Source organism: Vibrio sp. YMD68 (assembly GCF_029958905.1).
Lineage (GTDB): Bacteria > Pseudomonadota > Gammaproteobacteria > Enterobacterales > Vibrionaceae > Vibrio.
The window spans coordinates 940,309-955,810 of record NZ_CP124614.1; the positions used below are offsets into that span (position 1 = coordinate 940,309).

At 46.3% G+C, this 15,502-nt stretch carries 19 protein-coding genes and 1 pseudogene; 4 read left to right on the top strand and 16 right to left on the bottom strand.

The window, feature by feature from the left end; translation table 11 throughout:
* Positions 1–81 precede the first annotated feature (81 nt).
* The 4 genes and pseudogenes from QF117_RS10480 to QF117_RS10495 form a co-directional block, all read left to right on the top strand.
* Positions 82–644, top strand: a pseudogene (locus QF117_RS10480) (ATP-binding protein); the annotation flags it as partial.
* Positions 645–1,113: 469 nt separating this feature from the next.
* A complete protein-coding gene (locus QF117_RS10485; RefSeq protein ID WP_282388917.1) occupies positions 1,114–1,698 on the top strand; it encodes an inovirus-type Gp2 protein in 585 nt (194 codons plus the stop codon).
* 110 nt (positions 1,699–1,808) lie between these two features.
* Positions 1,809–2,267 (top strand): ribonuclease HI, encoded by a 459-nt coding sequence (locus tag QF117_RS10490; RefSeq protein WP_282388918.1) that lies wholly within the window; start codon positions 1,809–1,811, stop codon positions 2,265–2,267.
* Positions 2,268–2,399: 132 nt separating this feature from the next.
* Positions 2,400–2,945: a hypothetical protein gene (locus QF117_RS10495; protein WP_282388919.1), complete on the top strand. Its 546-nt coding sequence runs from the start codon at positions 2,400–2,402 to the stop codon at positions 2,943–2,945.
* Between the two features lie 300 nt (positions 2,946–3,245).
* On the opposite strand, the gene QF117_RS10500 is transcribed toward QF117_RS10495, so the two are convergent.
* From QF117_RS10500 to QF117_RS10575, 16 genes are all read right to left on the bottom strand, one after another.
* Positions 3,246–4,472, bottom strand: coding sequence for a phage minor head protein (locus tag QF117_RS10500; RefSeq protein ID WP_282385978.1), 1,227 nt, complete (start codon positions 4,470–4,472; stop codon positions 3,246–3,248).
* The gene (locus QF117_RS10505; protein ID WP_282385977.1) at positions 4,459–5,955 is read right to left on the bottom strand and encodes a DUF935 family protein; all 1,497 of its coding nucleotides are present in this window, start codon (positions 5,953–5,955) and stop codon (positions 4,459–4,461) included. The genes QF117_RS10500 and QF117_RS10505 overlap by 14 nt, the downstream gene beginning before the upstream one ends.
* Entirely contained in the window at positions 5,952–7,604 is a 1,653-nt protein-coding gene (terL, locus tag QF117_RS10510; protein ID WP_282385976.1) for a phage terminase large subunit, read from the bottom strand. Before terL ends, QF117_RS10505 begins: the two co-directional genes overlap by 4 nt.
* Complete coding sequence (locus tag QF117_RS10515; protein WP_282385974.1) at positions 7,601–7,981, bottom strand: hypothetical protein; 381 nt, start codon at positions 7,979–7,981, stop codon at positions 7,601–7,603. The genes terL and QF117_RS10515 overlap by 4 nt, the downstream gene beginning before the upstream one ends.
* Positions 7,974–8,456, bottom strand: a complete 483-nt coding sequence (locus QF117_RS10520; RefSeq protein WP_282385973.1) for a hypothetical protein — start codon at positions 8,454–8,456, stop codon at positions 7,974–7,976. Before QF117_RS10520 ends, QF117_RS10515 begins: the two co-directional genes overlap by 8 nt.
* The gene (locus tag QF117_RS10525; RefSeq protein WP_282385972.1) at positions 8,450–9,082 is read right to left on the bottom strand and encodes a hypothetical protein; all 633 of its coding nucleotides are present in this window, start codon (positions 9,080–9,082) and stop codon (positions 8,450–8,452) included. The genes QF117_RS10520 and QF117_RS10525 overlap by 7 nt, the downstream gene beginning before the upstream one ends.
* Before the next feature lie 9 nt (positions 9,083–9,091).
* Positions 9,092–9,595, bottom strand: coding sequence for a DUF1804 family protein (locus QF117_RS10530; protein ID WP_282385971.1), 504 nt, complete (start codon positions 9,593–9,595; stop codon positions 9,092–9,094).
* Positions 9,596–9,667: 72 nt separating this feature from the next.
* A complete protein-coding gene (locus QF117_RS10535) occupies positions 9,668–10,051 on the bottom strand; it encodes a hypothetical protein (RefSeq protein WP_282385969.1) in 384 nt (127 codons plus the stop codon).
* Complete coding sequence (locus QF117_RS10540) at positions 10,033–10,458, bottom strand: regulatory protein GemA (RefSeq protein ID WP_282385968.1); 426 nt, start codon at positions 10,456–10,458, stop codon at positions 10,033–10,035. The genes QF117_RS10535 and QF117_RS10540 overlap by 19 nt, the downstream gene beginning before the upstream one ends.
* Position 10,459: 1 nt before the next feature.
* A complete protein-coding gene (locus QF117_RS10545; RefSeq protein ID WP_282385967.1) occupies positions 10,460–11,161 on the bottom strand; it encodes a DUF2786 domain-containing protein in 702 nt (233 codons plus the stop codon).
* A gap of 24 nt (positions 11,162–11,185) precedes the next feature.
* On the bottom strand, positions 11,186–11,518 hold the full coding sequence (locus tag QF117_RS10550; RefSeq protein WP_282385966.1) for a hypothetical protein: 333 nt from the start codon (positions 11,516–11,518) through the stop codon (positions 11,186–11,188).
* A 13-nt stretch (positions 11,519–11,531) separates the two neighbouring features.
* A complete protein-coding gene (locus tag QF117_RS10555) occupies positions 11,532–11,771 on the bottom strand; it encodes an SEC-C metal-binding domain-containing protein (RefSeq protein ID WP_282385965.1) in 240 nt (79 codons plus the stop codon).
* Between the two features lie 78 nt (positions 11,772–11,849).
* Positions 11,850–12,485 (bottom strand): DUF3164 family protein, encoded by a 636-nt coding sequence (locus QF117_RS10560; RefSeq protein WP_282385964.1) that lies wholly within the window; start codon positions 12,483–12,485, stop codon positions 11,850–11,852.
* The gene (locus tag QF117_RS10565) at positions 12,482–12,751 is read right to left on the bottom strand and encodes a hypothetical protein (protein ID WP_282385963.1); all 270 of its coding nucleotides are present in this window, start codon (positions 12,749–12,751) and stop codon (positions 12,482–12,484) included. Before QF117_RS10565 ends, QF117_RS10560 begins: the two co-directional genes overlap by 4 nt.
* A complete protein-coding gene (locus tag QF117_RS10570; RefSeq protein WP_282385962.1) occupies positions 12,751–13,758 on the bottom strand; it encodes an AAA family ATPase in 1,008 nt (335 codons plus the stop codon). Before QF117_RS10570 ends, QF117_RS10565 begins: the two co-directional genes overlap by 1 nt.
* A gap of 95 nt (positions 13,759–13,853) precedes the next feature.
* A complete protein-coding gene (locus QF117_RS10575; RefSeq protein ID WP_282385960.1) occupies positions 13,854–15,500 on the bottom strand; it encodes a Mu transposase C-terminal domain-containing protein in 1,647 nt (548 codons plus the stop codon).
* Positions 15,501–15,502 lie beyond the last annotated feature (2 nt).

Consider the following 15,502-nt stretch of genomic DNA (forward strand, 5'->3'; position numbering starts at 1 on the left):
AGAGGCTGCTGCTCCTCAATGGATTCCAGCGAGTGTCTTGTTTTTAGAGGCTCAAGAAAGGGGATATGAAGGAGGGATATGATGCTCAAGCTGGCAGGTTTCCCCAGCATAAAAACGCTGGAACAGTTTGATTTTAAAAAAGCTACAGGAGTACCAAGACGCTCTATCAAAGAGCTAGAATCATTGGCCTTTATAGCGCGAAATGAGAATGTCATTTTATTGGGTCCGAGTGGTACGAGAAAACACATATTGCCAGTGCTCTTGGATTTAAAGCAGCCCAAACTCGGCTCAAAACAAAATTTATAACAGCAGCCGATTTAATGTTGCAGTTAGGAGCGGCTCAAAGACAAGGAAAATTAAAATCCTATCTGCAACGAGCAGTGATAGCCCCAAAGTTGTTGTTCATTGATGCGATTTGCTACCTGCCCTTTGAGTGAGAGGAAGCCAACTTATTGCAAAACGTTACGAAAAAGGTAGCATTATTCTAACGAGTAACTTGCCTTTTGGGCAAGTGGCCGTCAACATTTTTAGACGATGCTACTCTAACAGCAGCCATGCTTGACCGCTTACTTCATCACTCTCACATACTTCAATTGAGTTATCGTTTAAAAGACAAGAGAAAGGCAGGAATCATAGAGGAGTAATACACTAAGGTAGATCAGTTTTTAATGATCGAAAATTCGAAAAGATGGATCACTTTTAAATGATCGTTGACAGGTTGCGAGAATGCGGTGTGGTTTGGTTATGCGTTTATGGATAATGCTGTTGGCTCTATGGTGGATAATTAGGGCTGTTGTGCCTTGTGGAGCCATAGCGCGATGATTGTGTACAACTTAATGAATTGACAATTACATGAGCTCTATGGACCGTTAGGTACATTGAGAAGGAGGGTGGTAACTAGACGGATACCAGGGTTAATCGTATACGAATAATTTTCAACGCAGTCGTCTTAGTCGGTCTCGAAAAAATAATAACATCCGTGCTTTGATTCACGGCCTTTTGCACTGAGATATCAACAACATCAAGGCTTTGCCACCTTGTGGTAGGTATTAAATACTGACCAAATACAACGATTGAGTTTGTTATGAAATCCATTCATAACGAGATTCAATCATGTCCCAACACTCTTCAAGCCATCGCTATAATCTCAATCACATTCAAGACATCGAAAGCGTGCTGAGCCAAGCTTTAAACCTATTTAAACGGGTGAGCGTGTTTCGGTTTGATGTGCATTACCCTAATTTTCATCCCGATGACCCGACCTCTTATCGTACACAGGAGTTTACTAAAAAATTCCTAGGCTCACTCACCTCTAAGTCAGAGCACATGACCGGTCAGAAGGCGACGTTCTATTACCTTTGGTGCAAAGAGCACAACATTGAGAAAGGCCCCCCCCTGCCACACTACCACTTTGCATTGATTCTTAATGGTAATCAATTTCAAAGCTGGGGCCGTTATGATTACCAAGGGCCTTGTTTACGAATATGCATTGAACAAGCATGCTTAAGTGCGATGGGATTACCTTCAGAATATGAGCCTAGCGCCCTGCAATACGGTGGTATCAAAACCATCTGCACGTATGCAGGCAAAGATTATCAAGCGCAATGGAATGAAGCGGTAAGGATGCTCAGCTACTTAGCCAAGAGAGAGGGCAAGATACCAGGACAACGCTGCTGGGGTAAAAGCGCTTTGTACTAAGCGTTGTAACCTAACCATCCATTGACATCATTTTCAATACACATGCTGAGAAATTTCACTGCGCTCCATGTGTGTCTCATCTTAATCCAAACTTAAAGGAAATCATTATCATGTCTTATACAAACACGATTACTCCATGCGCCATCTACGTTGACGGCGCTGCGCCCAATAATCAACACGGCTGCCTAAAAGGTGGGATTGGCATAGCGATTTACAACTCAGAGCAGCAATTGATTCATACCGACTCGACGACCATCAATAGACCTACTGATAACGCTGAATTAGAGCTTATCGCGCTGGTGGAAGGGTTAGAATTCGCTAATGATGGCGATACGGTCTATTCAGACAATGAGTATTGCGTAAAGGGTTACAATGAATGGCTGGACGGTTGGAAAGCCAAAGGCTGGCGTAAAGCCAATAATAAACCCATTGCCAATCGTGAGCTTTGGCAATTAGTGGATTCACTGCGTTCAATGAAATTTGTGCATGTCGTTAAAGTAAAAGCTCATGCGGGCATTGAAGGGAATGAAAAGGCCGACAAACTGGCGACACAAGCCGCAATACGCTGATATTTACCCCGCTCACAGAGCCTTAAAAATTAGACAAGGAGAGCCCCCCACGTCCTTGTCTATCAACCGACACCATTATCGAACAAACAAGCCCACGTTTATGTTTACCACGCAACATGGAGCCTATCTAACATGAGCCGATATCTTTACCCTACACCAGCCAACCTTCATCAAACACCGGACACCAAACACACCTTGTTGAATATTCAATCGGCACTCACCGATGCCATGGGACGTTACCAGCAACTGGTTATCCTACCCGTTTCGTTAATCGTACCGGCAGGGCTTAACATCTACTGCAATGAAGACACCGGAGAGTCTCACCTACATCACTTAATGACTTCATTACAACAGCGCATTAACGATTCTGTTGACGGGTATCATGAAAAAGGACAAATCGCTGGCGTGTGGGAGGCCAATATCACCACCAGGCCTGTCAGGTACAAGTTATGCTTACTTCTCAATCAGACCTGGATGCAATCTCATCCAGACAGCTATTCTTGTTTCAGAGCACGCATTCAAGACAGCTGGCGGTCGACATTAGGCCTGTTACCTTCTCACGACAGCTACCCTGCCTCCAGCCTTGTATCCACACTCAAAGCCGAAGCGGTATCGATTAATCAACGACAAGGGTTTCTACTGGTACAGATGTGGGGTGACATTTATTATGAAAAATAAGAGAGGTATGAAAATTTAGGCTCAGACTAGAGTGGGTAAGGCTTAGAACGGTTTAACAGTAGTTACTAATAGAACATTTAATTCTGGAAATTTTTCCTTAAATTCAAAAATAATTTATCACTAAAAGCACCAAAATGATCTACTTTTCTCGCAATTAATTACTTCTTAAATCCCCATTTATCGATCGTTAAATCTGAATTTAATGTGGCTGGAGGGCGCTGAATTCCTCATCGTATTTCGCTGCTGCTAGGACAGGATAATAAGTTGGACAGCTTTCCAACAATGTCAGCCACAACATGATTATAAACTACCCTCAATCACTTCGTAAACTGATGAGTCCTGTAAACTTAGTTTCGAGACAACACTTCCAGATACGACCCCGTTTCCCTTAAAGCCCGTCTTACTCTGATAATTGATATCCACTATCAGCTTTCCGTATTTATTCTTTTGACCTTCTAGTTTAATCACGTAAACCAAAGTTGTTCTTCCTTTTTGGACTTGGCGTTTATCCAGCAATATCGCAACGGCATTGTCTAGTGCTCCGGGAATGTCTTGCAAGACTTCTTTAGGTAGGTCAATCGACTTGGCTCTCTTGAGCTCTCGACTCATTCGCTTTAAGCGCCAGTCATCAATAAAAATCGTGGCAGACTTTGACTGTACTTTCTCAAACGCAGAGACACTCAATAACCCAACACTGGTGGCCTTACCGCGAGCTGTGCCATCAATGACTGGCGTCGACCAGGTGTTAAAGTACTTTGAAAGCTGGCTAATATACGCTTTATTTTGGGATAGAACCTCTTTGCGATACACCTCTGGCATTGACGCAATGTACTCACCGAGTGAATTATCTGGCCCCAACCACACCTTACCTACATTATAGTCCCAACCAACACCAACACCTTCAGCAACTTCCCCATATAATTCCCCTGTACGAGTATTGATTCGCTCGCTAGTTTTTATTTCTGGAGAGTGGCTGATGGTTAGATTTTCACGGTTGATATCATCTTCGGACTTACTCAATACGTAGCACCGACATCCAAAGTCATTGGGAGGCATGTATGTATCCCAAAACGGATCATCAATGGGCAGTGTCAAATATCGCCATTTATCGTGTTCATCACGAACCCTATCATCACCGACAGTCATATAAGTTAGATAAGGGCGATTTTTCTTCTGGCGCTCGAACTGTTGCCAGCGCCCAGCGCTATACGCACTATTTAAATTATTATTAAAAATCACCTTGGTGCGCCAGCCACGCTTTCCGTTATAAGTCCAACCATGAGACAGCACAGTTTCATCAAAAGCTTTTCTAAAATCAGTGATGGTTTTTCCCTGGCTCAGCGCCTCATTCAATGCATCATGAAGGTCCTTTAATAAACTCATTTTTGTGGCTCCAGCAACTGCGAAGCCCCTTGCTCGAGGCGCACCCAACATGTCATCCCAATGTCGGGTAGGAATATTGAGTTTCTTGAGCATTACCTCAGTAGCTTCAACATGAGGCACACTCGCCACGTTAACGTCCGACATCACTCATTCCTTGAGTAAAGTACCTTTCAAATACAGCACTGATAAGACTCTGAGTAGAATCATCGTCCAACTGAGCAAACAGTGTCGGTAAGTCATCCATAAAAGTCTTAAGAGTTTTCCCATCCTTTTCGTAACGAAGCAGCATTTGATAAAGCGGCTCGATATAATCCTCTTCTAGCGTATTATCAAGCTGGCTTGATGGTGTTTGACTCTCTTTTGAGGTCGGTGCACTGAACGCGCTGACTGTGGGTGTCACCATCGATGGCGTGTCCACTTGCAGCTTAACAGTATCTTCACCTTGGTTTGCCTGGCGAATACCGAGCTTGTCATGCACCTCAGAGACCGGGATTTTGTCAGACAGTTTCGCAGCCTGAGTAAGAATACTCGCCATATCGGATGTGGGTTTATGTCTTTTCACTAGCCGCATCGTAGGGGGGGGGACATCTGGACCAATGTTGAATTCGGTGATCCACGAAAACATTTGGTCGTAACTGGCTTCGATAATACGACGGTCTGATTCAGTCACCATCCCCTCGCGCTTTAAAGCCGTTTCTGAGGCCGCTCTAGAGCCATTCTGCGTTTGTTCTGTGGCTAAAGTCTGTGAAGTTAGTGCTTTCGACATCTCACGGTTACATACATCAATAATGACTTTTTGAGGTAACGTGCTACCCGATGCCGTCACTTCCAAAAGCTCAATCTTATCTCCGTCAGGTATAGCGGCTGCACCATCCTCTCGAAGGGTCAGCAGCGCATCAAGCAACTCTTGTTGCTCTTCAGGTAAGGTGCCTTGCGGATATTTACCGATTGGCCAAGGCATACCAAAGCGCTCACAGAACTTATAGAACATCCGAAAGCCACCATGCTTAAACGTATACGGCCAGAAGCAACTACTCAATAAGGCAACCCCATATGGATTATCGCTGTCGTGCATGTGGCGAGTGATCAAAAATCGCTTGTCCGGCACTTCTTCACCTTGATAAGGGTTAGCCCTAGTGAGTAATCTAAGCTCATTGTCGGCGGTATACACCAAGCGGCGATTAGGAACATCAATCACACGCTTAGGTAACAAGTAACCGTCCATGAGCATCCATTCCAACTCATGACCTCGCATACCTCGAAAGACCGCTTCACCCATATTCCAAGTCACATCATTCCATAGCTTGCCAGGAGCTGGGCGTTTTCTCATCCACATCTGGCACAGTTCAAAAGCTTGTTGCGCTTCTTTTGAGTCGTCACCAGGCTTTAGCTGTCTATCAAACCCGAGTAGGCCTGAGCGCACTGCTCGAATTTCACCTATAACATGACTATCAGCCATGATGGCATCGTAGGTTGCCTGTGCTTTGCCCAACATTCGTAATGTATAGTCAGGGTTTGGCATAACACTCAGTCCTGCATAAAAAGCCGGATCATTGCCTCTACCGGACAACAAACCTGCCGACATCACACTGCTCGCCAGTTTGCGTTTATCTTTATCTGAAATCATCTCGGCATCCTGTTATCAATCGTTAATCTTGAGCGACCACCGCTTAACACTCTGGGAATACCTCTGGCTCCGCTCATTGCTAATGTCCATAACATGTGCAGGCAATCGGGCCCATCTTTGTATGTCGATTCTGGGTAATAACGCATTTGTTCAGTCAATGTGGTTAAATTGCGATGCAGCAAGATAAGTCCATTTCGGACATGAGGCTCTAAGCTCATGATGCGTAAGTCTTTATCGGACATTGGTCCTGTTGGCATAACCGCACGCGCTGGGACAGGCACACGCATCTCTTGACCGAGTCCAATCAGTTCAGTGCGCATAAAGTCCTGAAATCCTATCGATTCCACACCAAAAACCATGCAGTGGTACTCTTTTTGAAATTCGATGATTTTGTGCATGGTGACCGTGGGTGTCATTCGCGCTATATCAGCTTCAATGACATTAAGCGTAGGACGCTTAGCGTTAAGGTTAATACCACCTACTAATACTGCCGCGGGGCAGGCTTTTTTGTTTTTTCCAAGTGCTGGGTCACATGCTCCATAAAAGACCCACTGCGGATCGGGATGAACCCAAAATCGAATCTCTTTAAACGGCTGGTCTTCAGCGTTACCTGGCGTGTTTTGAAATTCCGACTCAAAGGCTTCGTGATCTTCACTGCGTTCAAGCATAAGTTGGTAAAGTGAGCGCATCGCTGGCCAAGAAACAATCGCACCTTCATCCATTTCCTTTTTACGTTGGCAATAGAACATCCAAGCTTTGTCTTCACCATCGTCATCATTGAGTAGGATTTCCTCCCAGGCTTCCCATAGATCCATGCGTTTAGGCCATTCAATGATCGCTTTGAAAATCACAGCTCTTTTCTTCCAAGTCGGCTTTTTCATGAAACGATTGAGCACGCTATCATAGTGCAGAACGGTTCCCGCATAGAAAATGTCCATAGAGCCATCGGGTGGACCATACTTGAATGCCGTTTTCTTCAGCCAATTCTCCAGCTTGTCTCGAAACTCTTTAGACTTAACGTTTTCATCATTTTCTAGATCATCAAGAAGAAGTAAATCAGGTCTGTGATGGCCATGATTACGGCCACGTTTCATCTTAATACCACCGGCGACAATCTTGCGGTTGTTGGCGGTGATGATCTCATTCATTGCCCATGTCGGACCTTGGCCAGTGGAATGAGGAAAGTCAGCACCCAGTCTCGGGTTAGCGATGAGCTCAGCTTTAATCTGAGCCAGTTTTTCAGCAGACTGCTCATTGGTCTCCATGATAATGATGGTATACCACTTGAGTTCAAGGAGGGTGCAATAGAGATTAAACAGCACTGTCACGTATGTCGACTTTGCTTCCCCCCTCGGCGCTGCAAGACCCTGCTTTTGTCCTCCAGGGGTATAAACCACAGCGGGAAGGTGCTGAAAACACCACTCATGAAAAGCTGAGGGGTCTTTAGTCATGATGTGAGGAAAATAGGTCATACAGAAGAAACGGAATCCCGTCTCCACATCGTTGCATTGCAGAACGCGTTTTTTGCTCTCAGCCTTGTTGACCTTAAAACTTTTACACTCGGTTTCAATCAGCTGCAGATGAGCTTGGTACTGAGCTTCTAGCTCCTTTTCATACTCACGCTGACTAAGCTTTTTGTATCCCTTCATCCGCCCGTTCCAATATAGCGCTCTGCTATCAGTGCAAACACAACCATCGCCGCTATGAGTTTCCATAGTGTTGGTCCATAGCGTACTAGCCAGGTTGACGTACTTTTCGCACCCTGCACATTGTCATGCCAGGTTTGCAGGGTACTGACTTGATTCGTGAGTTTTTCAACGGAATTCTGGCACCCTGTCACTTCACGAGCGAGCAGTTTCACTGAGGTATTTTGTTCATGTACTCCATAAATCAGCTCTGTCATACGATGTTCATTTTTCGCCAATCGTTCAATAATTTGCTCATGAACGGCTAACCTTTCACTTTGTCGCGCTAGGCTTTCATCTTGCTTTAGCTGATGTCGCCGTATGCTCTCGAGTTCACTCATAATGCTTTCTCATCCTTTCGTACGACAATAAAACCGGACATAAAACCCCAACCAAAACGATGCCAGATCGTATTACGTCATCCATGTCTACCATTAACCATTTCAGAGCGACAACGGTGGTAATAGATAGCAGGCTGGACTTAAGCATTTTCGAAGCAAGGCGACCACTCACAAGGTTAAATAAGGCATAATGCAAACTCAAAGCGTAACCCACAGTTGAAGCTAATGCGTTTCTATCATCAATGAATAATATTCCCATGACGGCCAAGCCAATCGGTAACATCAGTGCTTCATCAAGCAGATTACGCAATAATCCCCACAGAACGAAGATAGCCCCAAGCATTAGAGCAAATACGAATGTCCATAAGGTGGGAGCTTGATAAAGGTGCCGCTCAGAAAATGCAACAACGAGCGTACACACGATCAATAGTGTTAAGCAGTTAGCGGTATGCAGTCCAAATGGTGCTCTTAACATAATAAGATCCTCGGCCCTAGTTGAGCCTCGTTGAGAGTGAGTTGAGGGTCAGCAAAACATGCTGGGCTATACTCGTTACTCGGTGGCGTTCGGCAAAGTAATCCAAGCTCTTGGTATGCTTCTGCCACTAACTCAGAGCAAAACACGGAAGAGAGATCTTTTTTGTTGCGGCCGAAAGGGCCTTTATAGGCCGACTTGATCAGTTGCCAGGTGCTTTTCTCATAAGGTGCACCTTTTAGCTTTTCTCTTAGCCCACTTAAGGCAACGATTCTTTGTAACTCAGGGATATCGCTGGTCAATTGACGAATGCAAACCTCACCATCGTATGAAGCTATTCGTTCTGAGAGAGGGACAAGCTGCACGCCTTTATGTTGACGCCCTAGCTCAACACATCGAATGTTTGATAACGTGGTTGATTCCCATAGCATCACGGTGTCATACGCTGGTAATTTCAATACGATGCCGATGTGTGACCATTTCCAGTTTTTTTCGCCACGATTTCCCATGAAGCGTGCCAGCAGCGCCTGACCCCGTTTAATGCCTGTCGACACGATGCCCTTTCCTGAGAAAAGCACGATGTCCCCCGTGCGAAGGGTTGAACGGATATCTGAATATCTTGCTTTCATGAGAGTCCCTTATTTGTTGCCATAGTGATTGCCTATTTCTTTACCAAAGTGGTGATGGATATTGAGAAACTCGGCATAGAACTCAGGATAATGGCTTTGGGCAAACTCACCGTATTTGTGCATCACATCTAAAACTAAAGACAGCTCCCACGACGACGGGTCAACGCGCCCAGCAGCTTTAGAGACTTTTGCATAAGTATCCGATAGGGAAGAAAGCAACTTGACCTTATCTTCAGCACTAAACTTCGTACTGCGCTCGATGTCGTCTAACGTTTCCTGAAAGATGCGTAGAAACTGAGATAACGTCGATTGAGCAATGCTGTTTTCAGCGGTGGAGCCCATTTGCTGGGCAGTGCGCAGCTTATCCCAATCATCACCAGACTGCTTGGCATCACGCTTCCAACGCTGTGCTGTTGGATAAGTCACAGAGTAGTAAGTGGCAGCGGCGGGCAACGATAGCCCGCCGATATACTTGGCTCGAAGTGCGTCTTTGACTTCTTGACGGTAAGCCATTAAAACCTCGTTCATGCTTGTTTTAATGACTATTTTGGAGAGATTAAAGAGGGAATTCAGTACCCAACTAATTTAGAAGAGAGTGTGTTGTGTGTCGTTATTGGAACGATGTTGGTAGTAAACCATCTCAACCCAGCTCTTGGTATAGTTCAAAGCTTTCGCGATTTTTGCAAAAGAGAGTCCGTCTCTATCGTGCATTTTAATGATCAACAAGTGATTCAGTTTTGGGCATCGCGGTACATTCAACTTGGTGCCACCATATTGTGCCACCAATTTTTTTAGCGCGTCAACCGTTACAATATCACACAGATGATGGGTATCATGCGCCTTACCAGGGATATACACGGGCAATCCACCAAACTCTTTGACCAAGGCAAGCGTATTACCTTCACCGATAAGTTCTATAAGCTCCAGCGCACCATTGGGTAGTAGGTCATTCAAAGTCGTCTCAGCCATTGTTTTAACCCCTCTATACATAGGTTCCACTCGTAAGACGTTGCCTCATCGAGTGAGGTTCGTTCTGATATGAGCCCTAAATGTTTTACGGCCCACGCTTCCATGGCTTGCCAGCGTTTGTTGTCCACGGCACCTTGCTGATGAAGCTCGCACCATAAGGCGTAACACTTTTTGGCCTGACCAGAGTGACTCTGACGCTTTTTACCTTTCGACACGAACTTAATAAAACCCAGGCGCTTGCACTCATGACAAGCCTGCATCAACTGAGCGAGGCTCATTGTGCTTGCAGAGACTCGCTCGCCTTTTTTTTTCGCCCCATAACGAGAGAGAAAAGCTCGATACTCGTCATCATCGGAAAAAAACTTGCTGGCAATACCCAGTTGAACGTATGCAGTTTTGCGGTTCATATTAGCCTCCGTTGTGTTCTAATTTGGTTTGCTCTTGACCATGCATCCCTTGATGAAGGTGCGCATCCTTACCTGATAGATACCCCGCCATTGCTGCTGCATCCTGTCCCCCTCGAAGGTGTTTATTGGATACTTCTCTTCCTTTCGTTGTGACTAAATCTGGGTGTTGCTCTTGACGATAGATTTCAATCTGGCGGCTTTCATCTTCGGTCAAGGCAAATGCGGTGACTTTGTCATGTACGGCATAAACCCAAGCGTTACAAAACACATCGGCTCTGGCGGTTTTAGTACTTTGCTTGTTGCGCTTGTTCAGTGTGGATAAAAACGCTTTTCGCGCTTTCATGAGCTGGCGTTCGAGCACATCATAGGTATAAGCCGCGAGTTCTGGGCGTTCATTATGGCCAGTAAACACCACATTGATCCGTCCAAGAGTTAAATGGCGGCTTATATGAGGATGACAACCAAACGCACTGGCAATCGTTGATATCAGCCCAACGATATAACTTGCTGGCGTTTTGGACTTAATGGCGCTAAATATGCTTTCCTCTTGCACATCACTTAGCTGTGGGCTTTCGCTTGTCAACCCTAGCTCTTTCATCAAGGCTTGAGCACGCCCCAATGCGAGCGCGGCCTCATGCTGATTCGATGACTCGGACAGTTTGAGTAGCTTTTTGATTTTCTCGATCTTTTTTTTCTTATCCATGATTTAAAAACCTCTTGTTGTGCGTCACTGTTTACCAATGTGTTGAGAGCTGACAGAAAGCGAAGCAACGTCAACGTAACGTTGATAAATTTGCTCATTTAACTGTCGAATGCTCGTTGCGATATGGCTATGAGCAATGACGTGCTCACGCGCTTGACGCATTTCAGGCGTAAGGGATTTAGGCATGAAGGCAACGTGCTCGCCTAGTAACGCAAGACGACTCAAGAACTCTGCACGGTCATGCTCTGAGTGAAACGAGATATTTTTTAGTAGTTGGTCAAGGTTCATATTTGGCTCCAGATACATAGGTACAGCACTATGCTCTAGCATCAGTAATACGCGTTCAGTTCGAGTCATAGTGCCTCCGAAGTTAAAGGTATTTGGCCCAGCAACAATCTTTAAACTTATTGCCACTGCCACATGGACACGGTTTGTTTCGCATTCGTCCTTTGCGCTTGTATGGCTCAAGTGGCGCTAACTCAGTGGCTTGCTCTTCTGTGAGCTTTAATAGTGGACGTCGGTTTTGTTTTTCAAACTTGGCTTTAAGTTCAGTGATTTCTTTAGGGTTACCAATTAGTTCAATGAGTCGACCTGTGCTGCAATCCATCATGATGATTTTTCCTTTTGTTTTGGTAAAAGTGCCAGAGACGCTTAATTCTCTGGCGAGTCTTCGTGCGTTTCTTCATAGCTACAGCTTCGAAAAATTGAGGTGTACCTGCTGATAAGCGCCTTCTTCGTCACGTTCGTAAAAGTTGAAGTAACACTTACTGCCAATAACAAGCAGCGCATCCTTGGCTGCCTCCTGCGCTTTAAGCAGAAGGGGGTCTTGAAAACCCATGCCTATGAATTTGATGGTCTGAGCGACCGAGGCATCTTTAACAAAGAAGTCTTGGACCGCTAACAGCACATCATGAGGCAGGTCGTTTTTCTGTGAGTCGTAATAGTCACGAGCCAGTTGTCTGGCTGCATCGTGCTCTGGGCCTAATGACTTTAACTTATCGGTCTTGTACGTGATTTTATACTTACCATCAAAGCTGAATGCCGTGACATTCTCACCAGAGCCGCGAGAGTGAAGTTTCGTATCGTACTGCTCCAGCATCTCTTCTCTGAACGTTTCAAATGCTTTGATAATGTCTTGTTTAAACACCTTTAGCTTGTTGCTGTGTTCTTTTACCTGTGCCACTAAACCTTTCACAAAAGCATCTTTGCGAAGCTCTGATGCAGGGATGTTTTTCATTGCAATCAGGTCACCGTCGGCGTTGTACACAAACCCTTCAGGTGCTTCTGGACGTTTTAATTTTTTTGTTTCGGTTTCTTTACTCATGAGGCTTTTCCTCGTTGTTGTTGATTGGAAGTACAACGCTCAAACCAACGGGCGCTGCATAGATAAAAAGAGACTTCATACCAGCGCACGACGGGTGTTTCGCGTAAAACCTGCGCTTGATTGATAAGCCATAAGTGGCTTGGCTTTTGGATGTACACCACAGGACACCGACCTCTAGCTGCGATACGAAAGCCAATGATGTGAGCATTGAGCTTTCTCAGCTTTTGCAGGGCCTCGGATAATTGATGACTTTGCTTGATGCTCATTAGCGCACCTCCTGAACACTGCGGCGAACGCCACTGGCAGGGGCAAGGTTGAGTACCTGTTTGGCTATCTTGTGAATAAGCTCAGCGTTCAGCTCCTGCCCCTTACCGTGAGCAAATCGCTTCACATGGGGGATAATGGCTTTGGTTAACTGACGAATTGAGCCCGCGCTATAGGTCCACATTGCATCAAGAACCTCACTGTCTAACTCCCCTTTGAAACTGGCCAAGGCGACCTGGTCGGCATCGTTGCGAGTGATGCCGCGAATGGTTGCAGGCTTGAATGTGATACGAGAGCCGATTTGGTGGAAAATGGACGACTCTGGCATCACCTTCCCGAGTAGGTCTTCAGTCCCTGCCAGAACCACGCCCACACCAGTTTCATCATGTAAGGTGCGGATGTAGTGCAGTGCCATATCCGTGATGTTTTCTGCTTCATCCACTATCAACAGTGAATCGGTCTCTGCCAGCGCATCGATGAGCGCATCAAACTTGTCATCAAGCTGTGCACCTTTGTCGATGTGTGTACCTGTTAACGAGATAAGGCGCTTGATAAGTGCGGGCGCATTGAGTCCACGGCGACCACGCAACATGTAGGTGTTCGGGTGGGTAGAGACATAATGCTTGAGCGCGAAAGTTTTTCCTGTACCAACAATGCCTGTAAACGCGCCCATAGTGCGGTCAGTACGAACAGCGTTGCAGCAGAGCTGGGCTAGCTTAAACACGGAGGTTTGGACGACAGGTACACGTTCTTCGGTTTCTTCAAAGTGGGTGATAGTTTGGTGCATCTTTACGATGTGAGTGGTCGGTGAAGAGCCGCGCTCATTACCGTATTTGCCTTTGAGTACCTGGTTCACCAAAGAAGCACTCATTCGCGCACGCTTGGCTAGCCAGCTCTGGCTCTGCTCACGACTCTCAATCCAGCGTAAAATAGTTTCACACATAGCCACATCGTCACTGTTGTAGTGCGTTGGCCAGTTAATATCGATTGGGTTTGATTCTAGGTTCATCTTTCATTATCCTTATACTTCTTACTTGGGGATGGTGTCGGGGGGGCGTCCCAAACTATCCTGTGGGTTGTGGAGGGGGCTTAGGCCCCTTTTTTTTATTGCTCGTCCATCCAAAGTGCGAACAAGTCATCGTCATCGCCTTGCACTTGGCTATCGTCTTCGATAAGTGTGTAGTCACCTTCAATGGTCAACTCATTAATATGATGAAGCTGCTCATCGTGAGTCAGCGCTTGACGATTGCGCGCTTCTATCTCACCAAGTTTCACTTGTAGACGGCGCGTTTGACCGACTAACTGCTTGTCTTTGGCATCTTGCATAAAGGAGGTCGAGACAACGGCAGCGCGTTCAATCAGTGGTGCATCACACACCAGTACTTGCTCTGAGGTGCGGATAGTCACTTGCTCATCGTTCCACCAATCAAAGGCCACAATCACTTCCTGACCGTTGTGGGCTAAGAGTGCCTCATGGCGATAAACACGGTTGTGCAAACGCACCATGCCGCGTGCCACCTTACGCTTTTCCTGACGCTTCATGAGCTCGCATAAGTCCGTGTTAACGGGCGTGCGACGTAACGAGTCAAACATTGCAGCGGGCGTGGTGTGTTTCAGCTCTGGGTGTGGCCTGTTGTGATACTTGGTGAGCCAGTGCTCAAACTTCTCTCGCCACTCGAAGATGGTGGGCAGAGGCGATGGTTTACCTTGCTTGTTGGCACGCTTGACCTCCATCACCAATCGAGTGCGCACTTCATCGGCTTGGTCAGCGCCGCAATAAAAGCGAGGAAACTCCATTTTTGAGAAGTCCTCCTCCATAGTGCGAAACCAGCGTTCAATCTGGCCTTTGGCTTTTGCGTTGCCAGGGATAGCAAACAGCACAGACAAATCCATTCGAGCGTATAACCCTGCTGTAGCATCACACACAAGGCGGTTTTTATAGCCGCAGCCGTTATCGATATAAATCACTGCGGGCACATGGTCATGGTTGGTGAGAGTGCGCACCAATGAGTTGAAGGTATTCGCGGCACTTTCAAAGTCAGTCAGCTCCCAGCCCACAATGAAGCGGCTGCGCACGTCCATCCAGATAATCAGCTCAGCACGCCATAAGTCTCCAGTCTCAGGATGAGCGAGATACACATCCATCGTGTGACCATCGGCCATGTAGATGTCACCCACCTCAATGCCGTTTGTGGTGCGGGGCTTATAGTGGGCATGACTGCCGTTATACAACTTGCGACCTAAGCGGTTTGGGTGTTGGTTAATGCTTGGCAAATTGTTTAAGTAATGACGCACTTGACGGTCAGTGCAGGTGAAATTTTCATCTTCACGAAGCTTACGAGCCACCGCTGCCATCGACGGCTTACTGGTTTGAAGATAAAGCTGCTGCGCGCGAAGTTCCCAACCTTGCGCCTTCTTACGGCGTCCGGTGTGTTTTGGTGCCAGTGCAGCGATGCCCCCCTCACGATAAGCCTTTACCCAGTTCGCCACGGTCGAGCTAGAAGGAAATGAGCCGTCACGGCCGAGTGCTTTCACCGCTTTACGAACCGACTCCCCCAACGCACCGCTCATGATTTCACGACGCACAAAGTGATACGCTAATGCCTCGGTGAGTCCTTCCTTCATTTTGGTTTCAATTTTCGATACCAGCGCGTAACGGTTTTGTGCGACTACCTTGCGCTCTGGCACAATGTTGTGCAGCTCACTGTTTACGCTTATCTCGGTGTTGGATGTTTGAATTAATACAGTCATAA

What these genes read in the sequence shown, in the direction of transcription:
- QF117_RS10560 (WP_282385964.1), bottom strand. Translation starts at nt 12,485, where the DNA reads ATGAGTAAAGAAACCGAAACAAAAAAATTAAAACGTCCAGAAGCACCT.
- QF117_RS10555 (WP_282385965.1), bottom strand. Translation starts at nt 11,771, where the DNA reads ATGATGGATTGCAGCACAGGTCGACTCATTGAACTAATTGGTAACCCT.
- terL (WP_282385976.1), bottom strand. Translation starts at nt 7,604, where the DNA reads ATGAAGGGATACAAAAAGCTTAGTCAGCGTGAGTATGAAAAGGAGCTA.
- QF117_RS10530 (WP_282385971.1), bottom strand. Translation starts at nt 9,595, where the DNA reads ATGGCTTACCGTCAAGAAGTCAAAGACGCACTTCGAGCCAAGTATATC.
- QF117_RS10515 (WP_282385974.1), bottom strand. Translation starts at nt 7,981, where the DNA reads ATGAGTGAACTCGAGAGCATACGGCGACATCAGCTAAAGCAAGATGAA.
- QF117_RS10570 (WP_282385962.1), bottom strand. Translation starts at nt 13,758, where the DNA reads ATGAACCTAGAATCAAACCCAATCGATATTAACTGGCCAACGCACTAC.
- QF117_RS10565 (WP_282385963.1), bottom strand. Translation starts at nt 12,751, where the DNA reads ATGAGCATCAAGCAAAGTCATCAATTATCCGAGGCCCTGCAAAAGCTG.
- QF117_RS10490 (WP_282388918.1), top strand. Translation starts at nt 1,809, where the DNA reads ATGTCTTATACAAACACGATTACTCCATGCGCCATCTACGTTGACGGC.
- QF117_RS10495 (WP_282388919.1), top strand. Translation starts at nt 2,400, where the DNA reads ATGAGCCGATATCTTTACCCTACACCAGCCAACCTTCATCAAACACCG.
- QF117_RS10540 (WP_282385968.1), bottom strand. Translation starts at nt 10,458, where the DNA reads ATGAACCGCAAAACTGCATACGTTCAACTGGGTATTGCCAGCAAGTTT.
- QF117_RS10505 (WP_282385977.1), bottom strand. Translation starts at nt 5,955, where the DNA reads ATGATTTCAGATAAAGATAAACGCAAACTGGCGAGCAGTGTGATGTCG.
- QF117_RS10485 (WP_282388917.1), top strand. Translation starts at nt 1,114, where the DNA reads ATGTCCCAACACTCTTCAAGCCATCGCTATAATCTCAATCACATTCAA.
- QF117_RS10500 (WP_282385978.1), bottom strand. Translation starts at nt 4,472, where the DNA reads ATGTCGGACGTTAACGTGGCGAGTGTGCCTCATGTTGAAGCTACTGAG.
- QF117_RS10550 (WP_282385966.1), bottom strand. Translation starts at nt 11,518, where the DNA reads ATGACTCGAACTGAACGCGTATTACTGATGCTAGAGCATAGTGCTGTA.
- QF117_RS10535 (WP_282385969.1), bottom strand. Translation starts at nt 10,051, where the DNA reads ATGGCTGAGACGACTTTGAATGACCTACTACCCAATGGTGCGCTGGAG.
- QF117_RS10545 (WP_282385967.1), bottom strand. Translation starts at nt 11,161, where the DNA reads ATGGATAAGAAAAAAAAGATCGAGAAAATCAAAAAGCTACTCAAACTG.
- QF117_RS10520 (WP_282385973.1), bottom strand. Translation starts at nt 8,456, where the DNA reads ATGTTAAGAGCACCATTTGGACTGCATACCGCTAACTGCTTAACACTA.
- QF117_RS10525 (WP_282385972.1), bottom strand. Translation starts at nt 9,082, where the DNA reads ATGAAAGCAAGATATTCAGATATCCGTTCAACCCTTCGCACGGGGGAC.
- QF117_RS10575 (WP_282385960.1), bottom strand. Translation starts at nt 15,500, where the DNA reads ATGACTGTATTAATTCAAACATCCAACACCGAGATAAGCGTAAACAGT.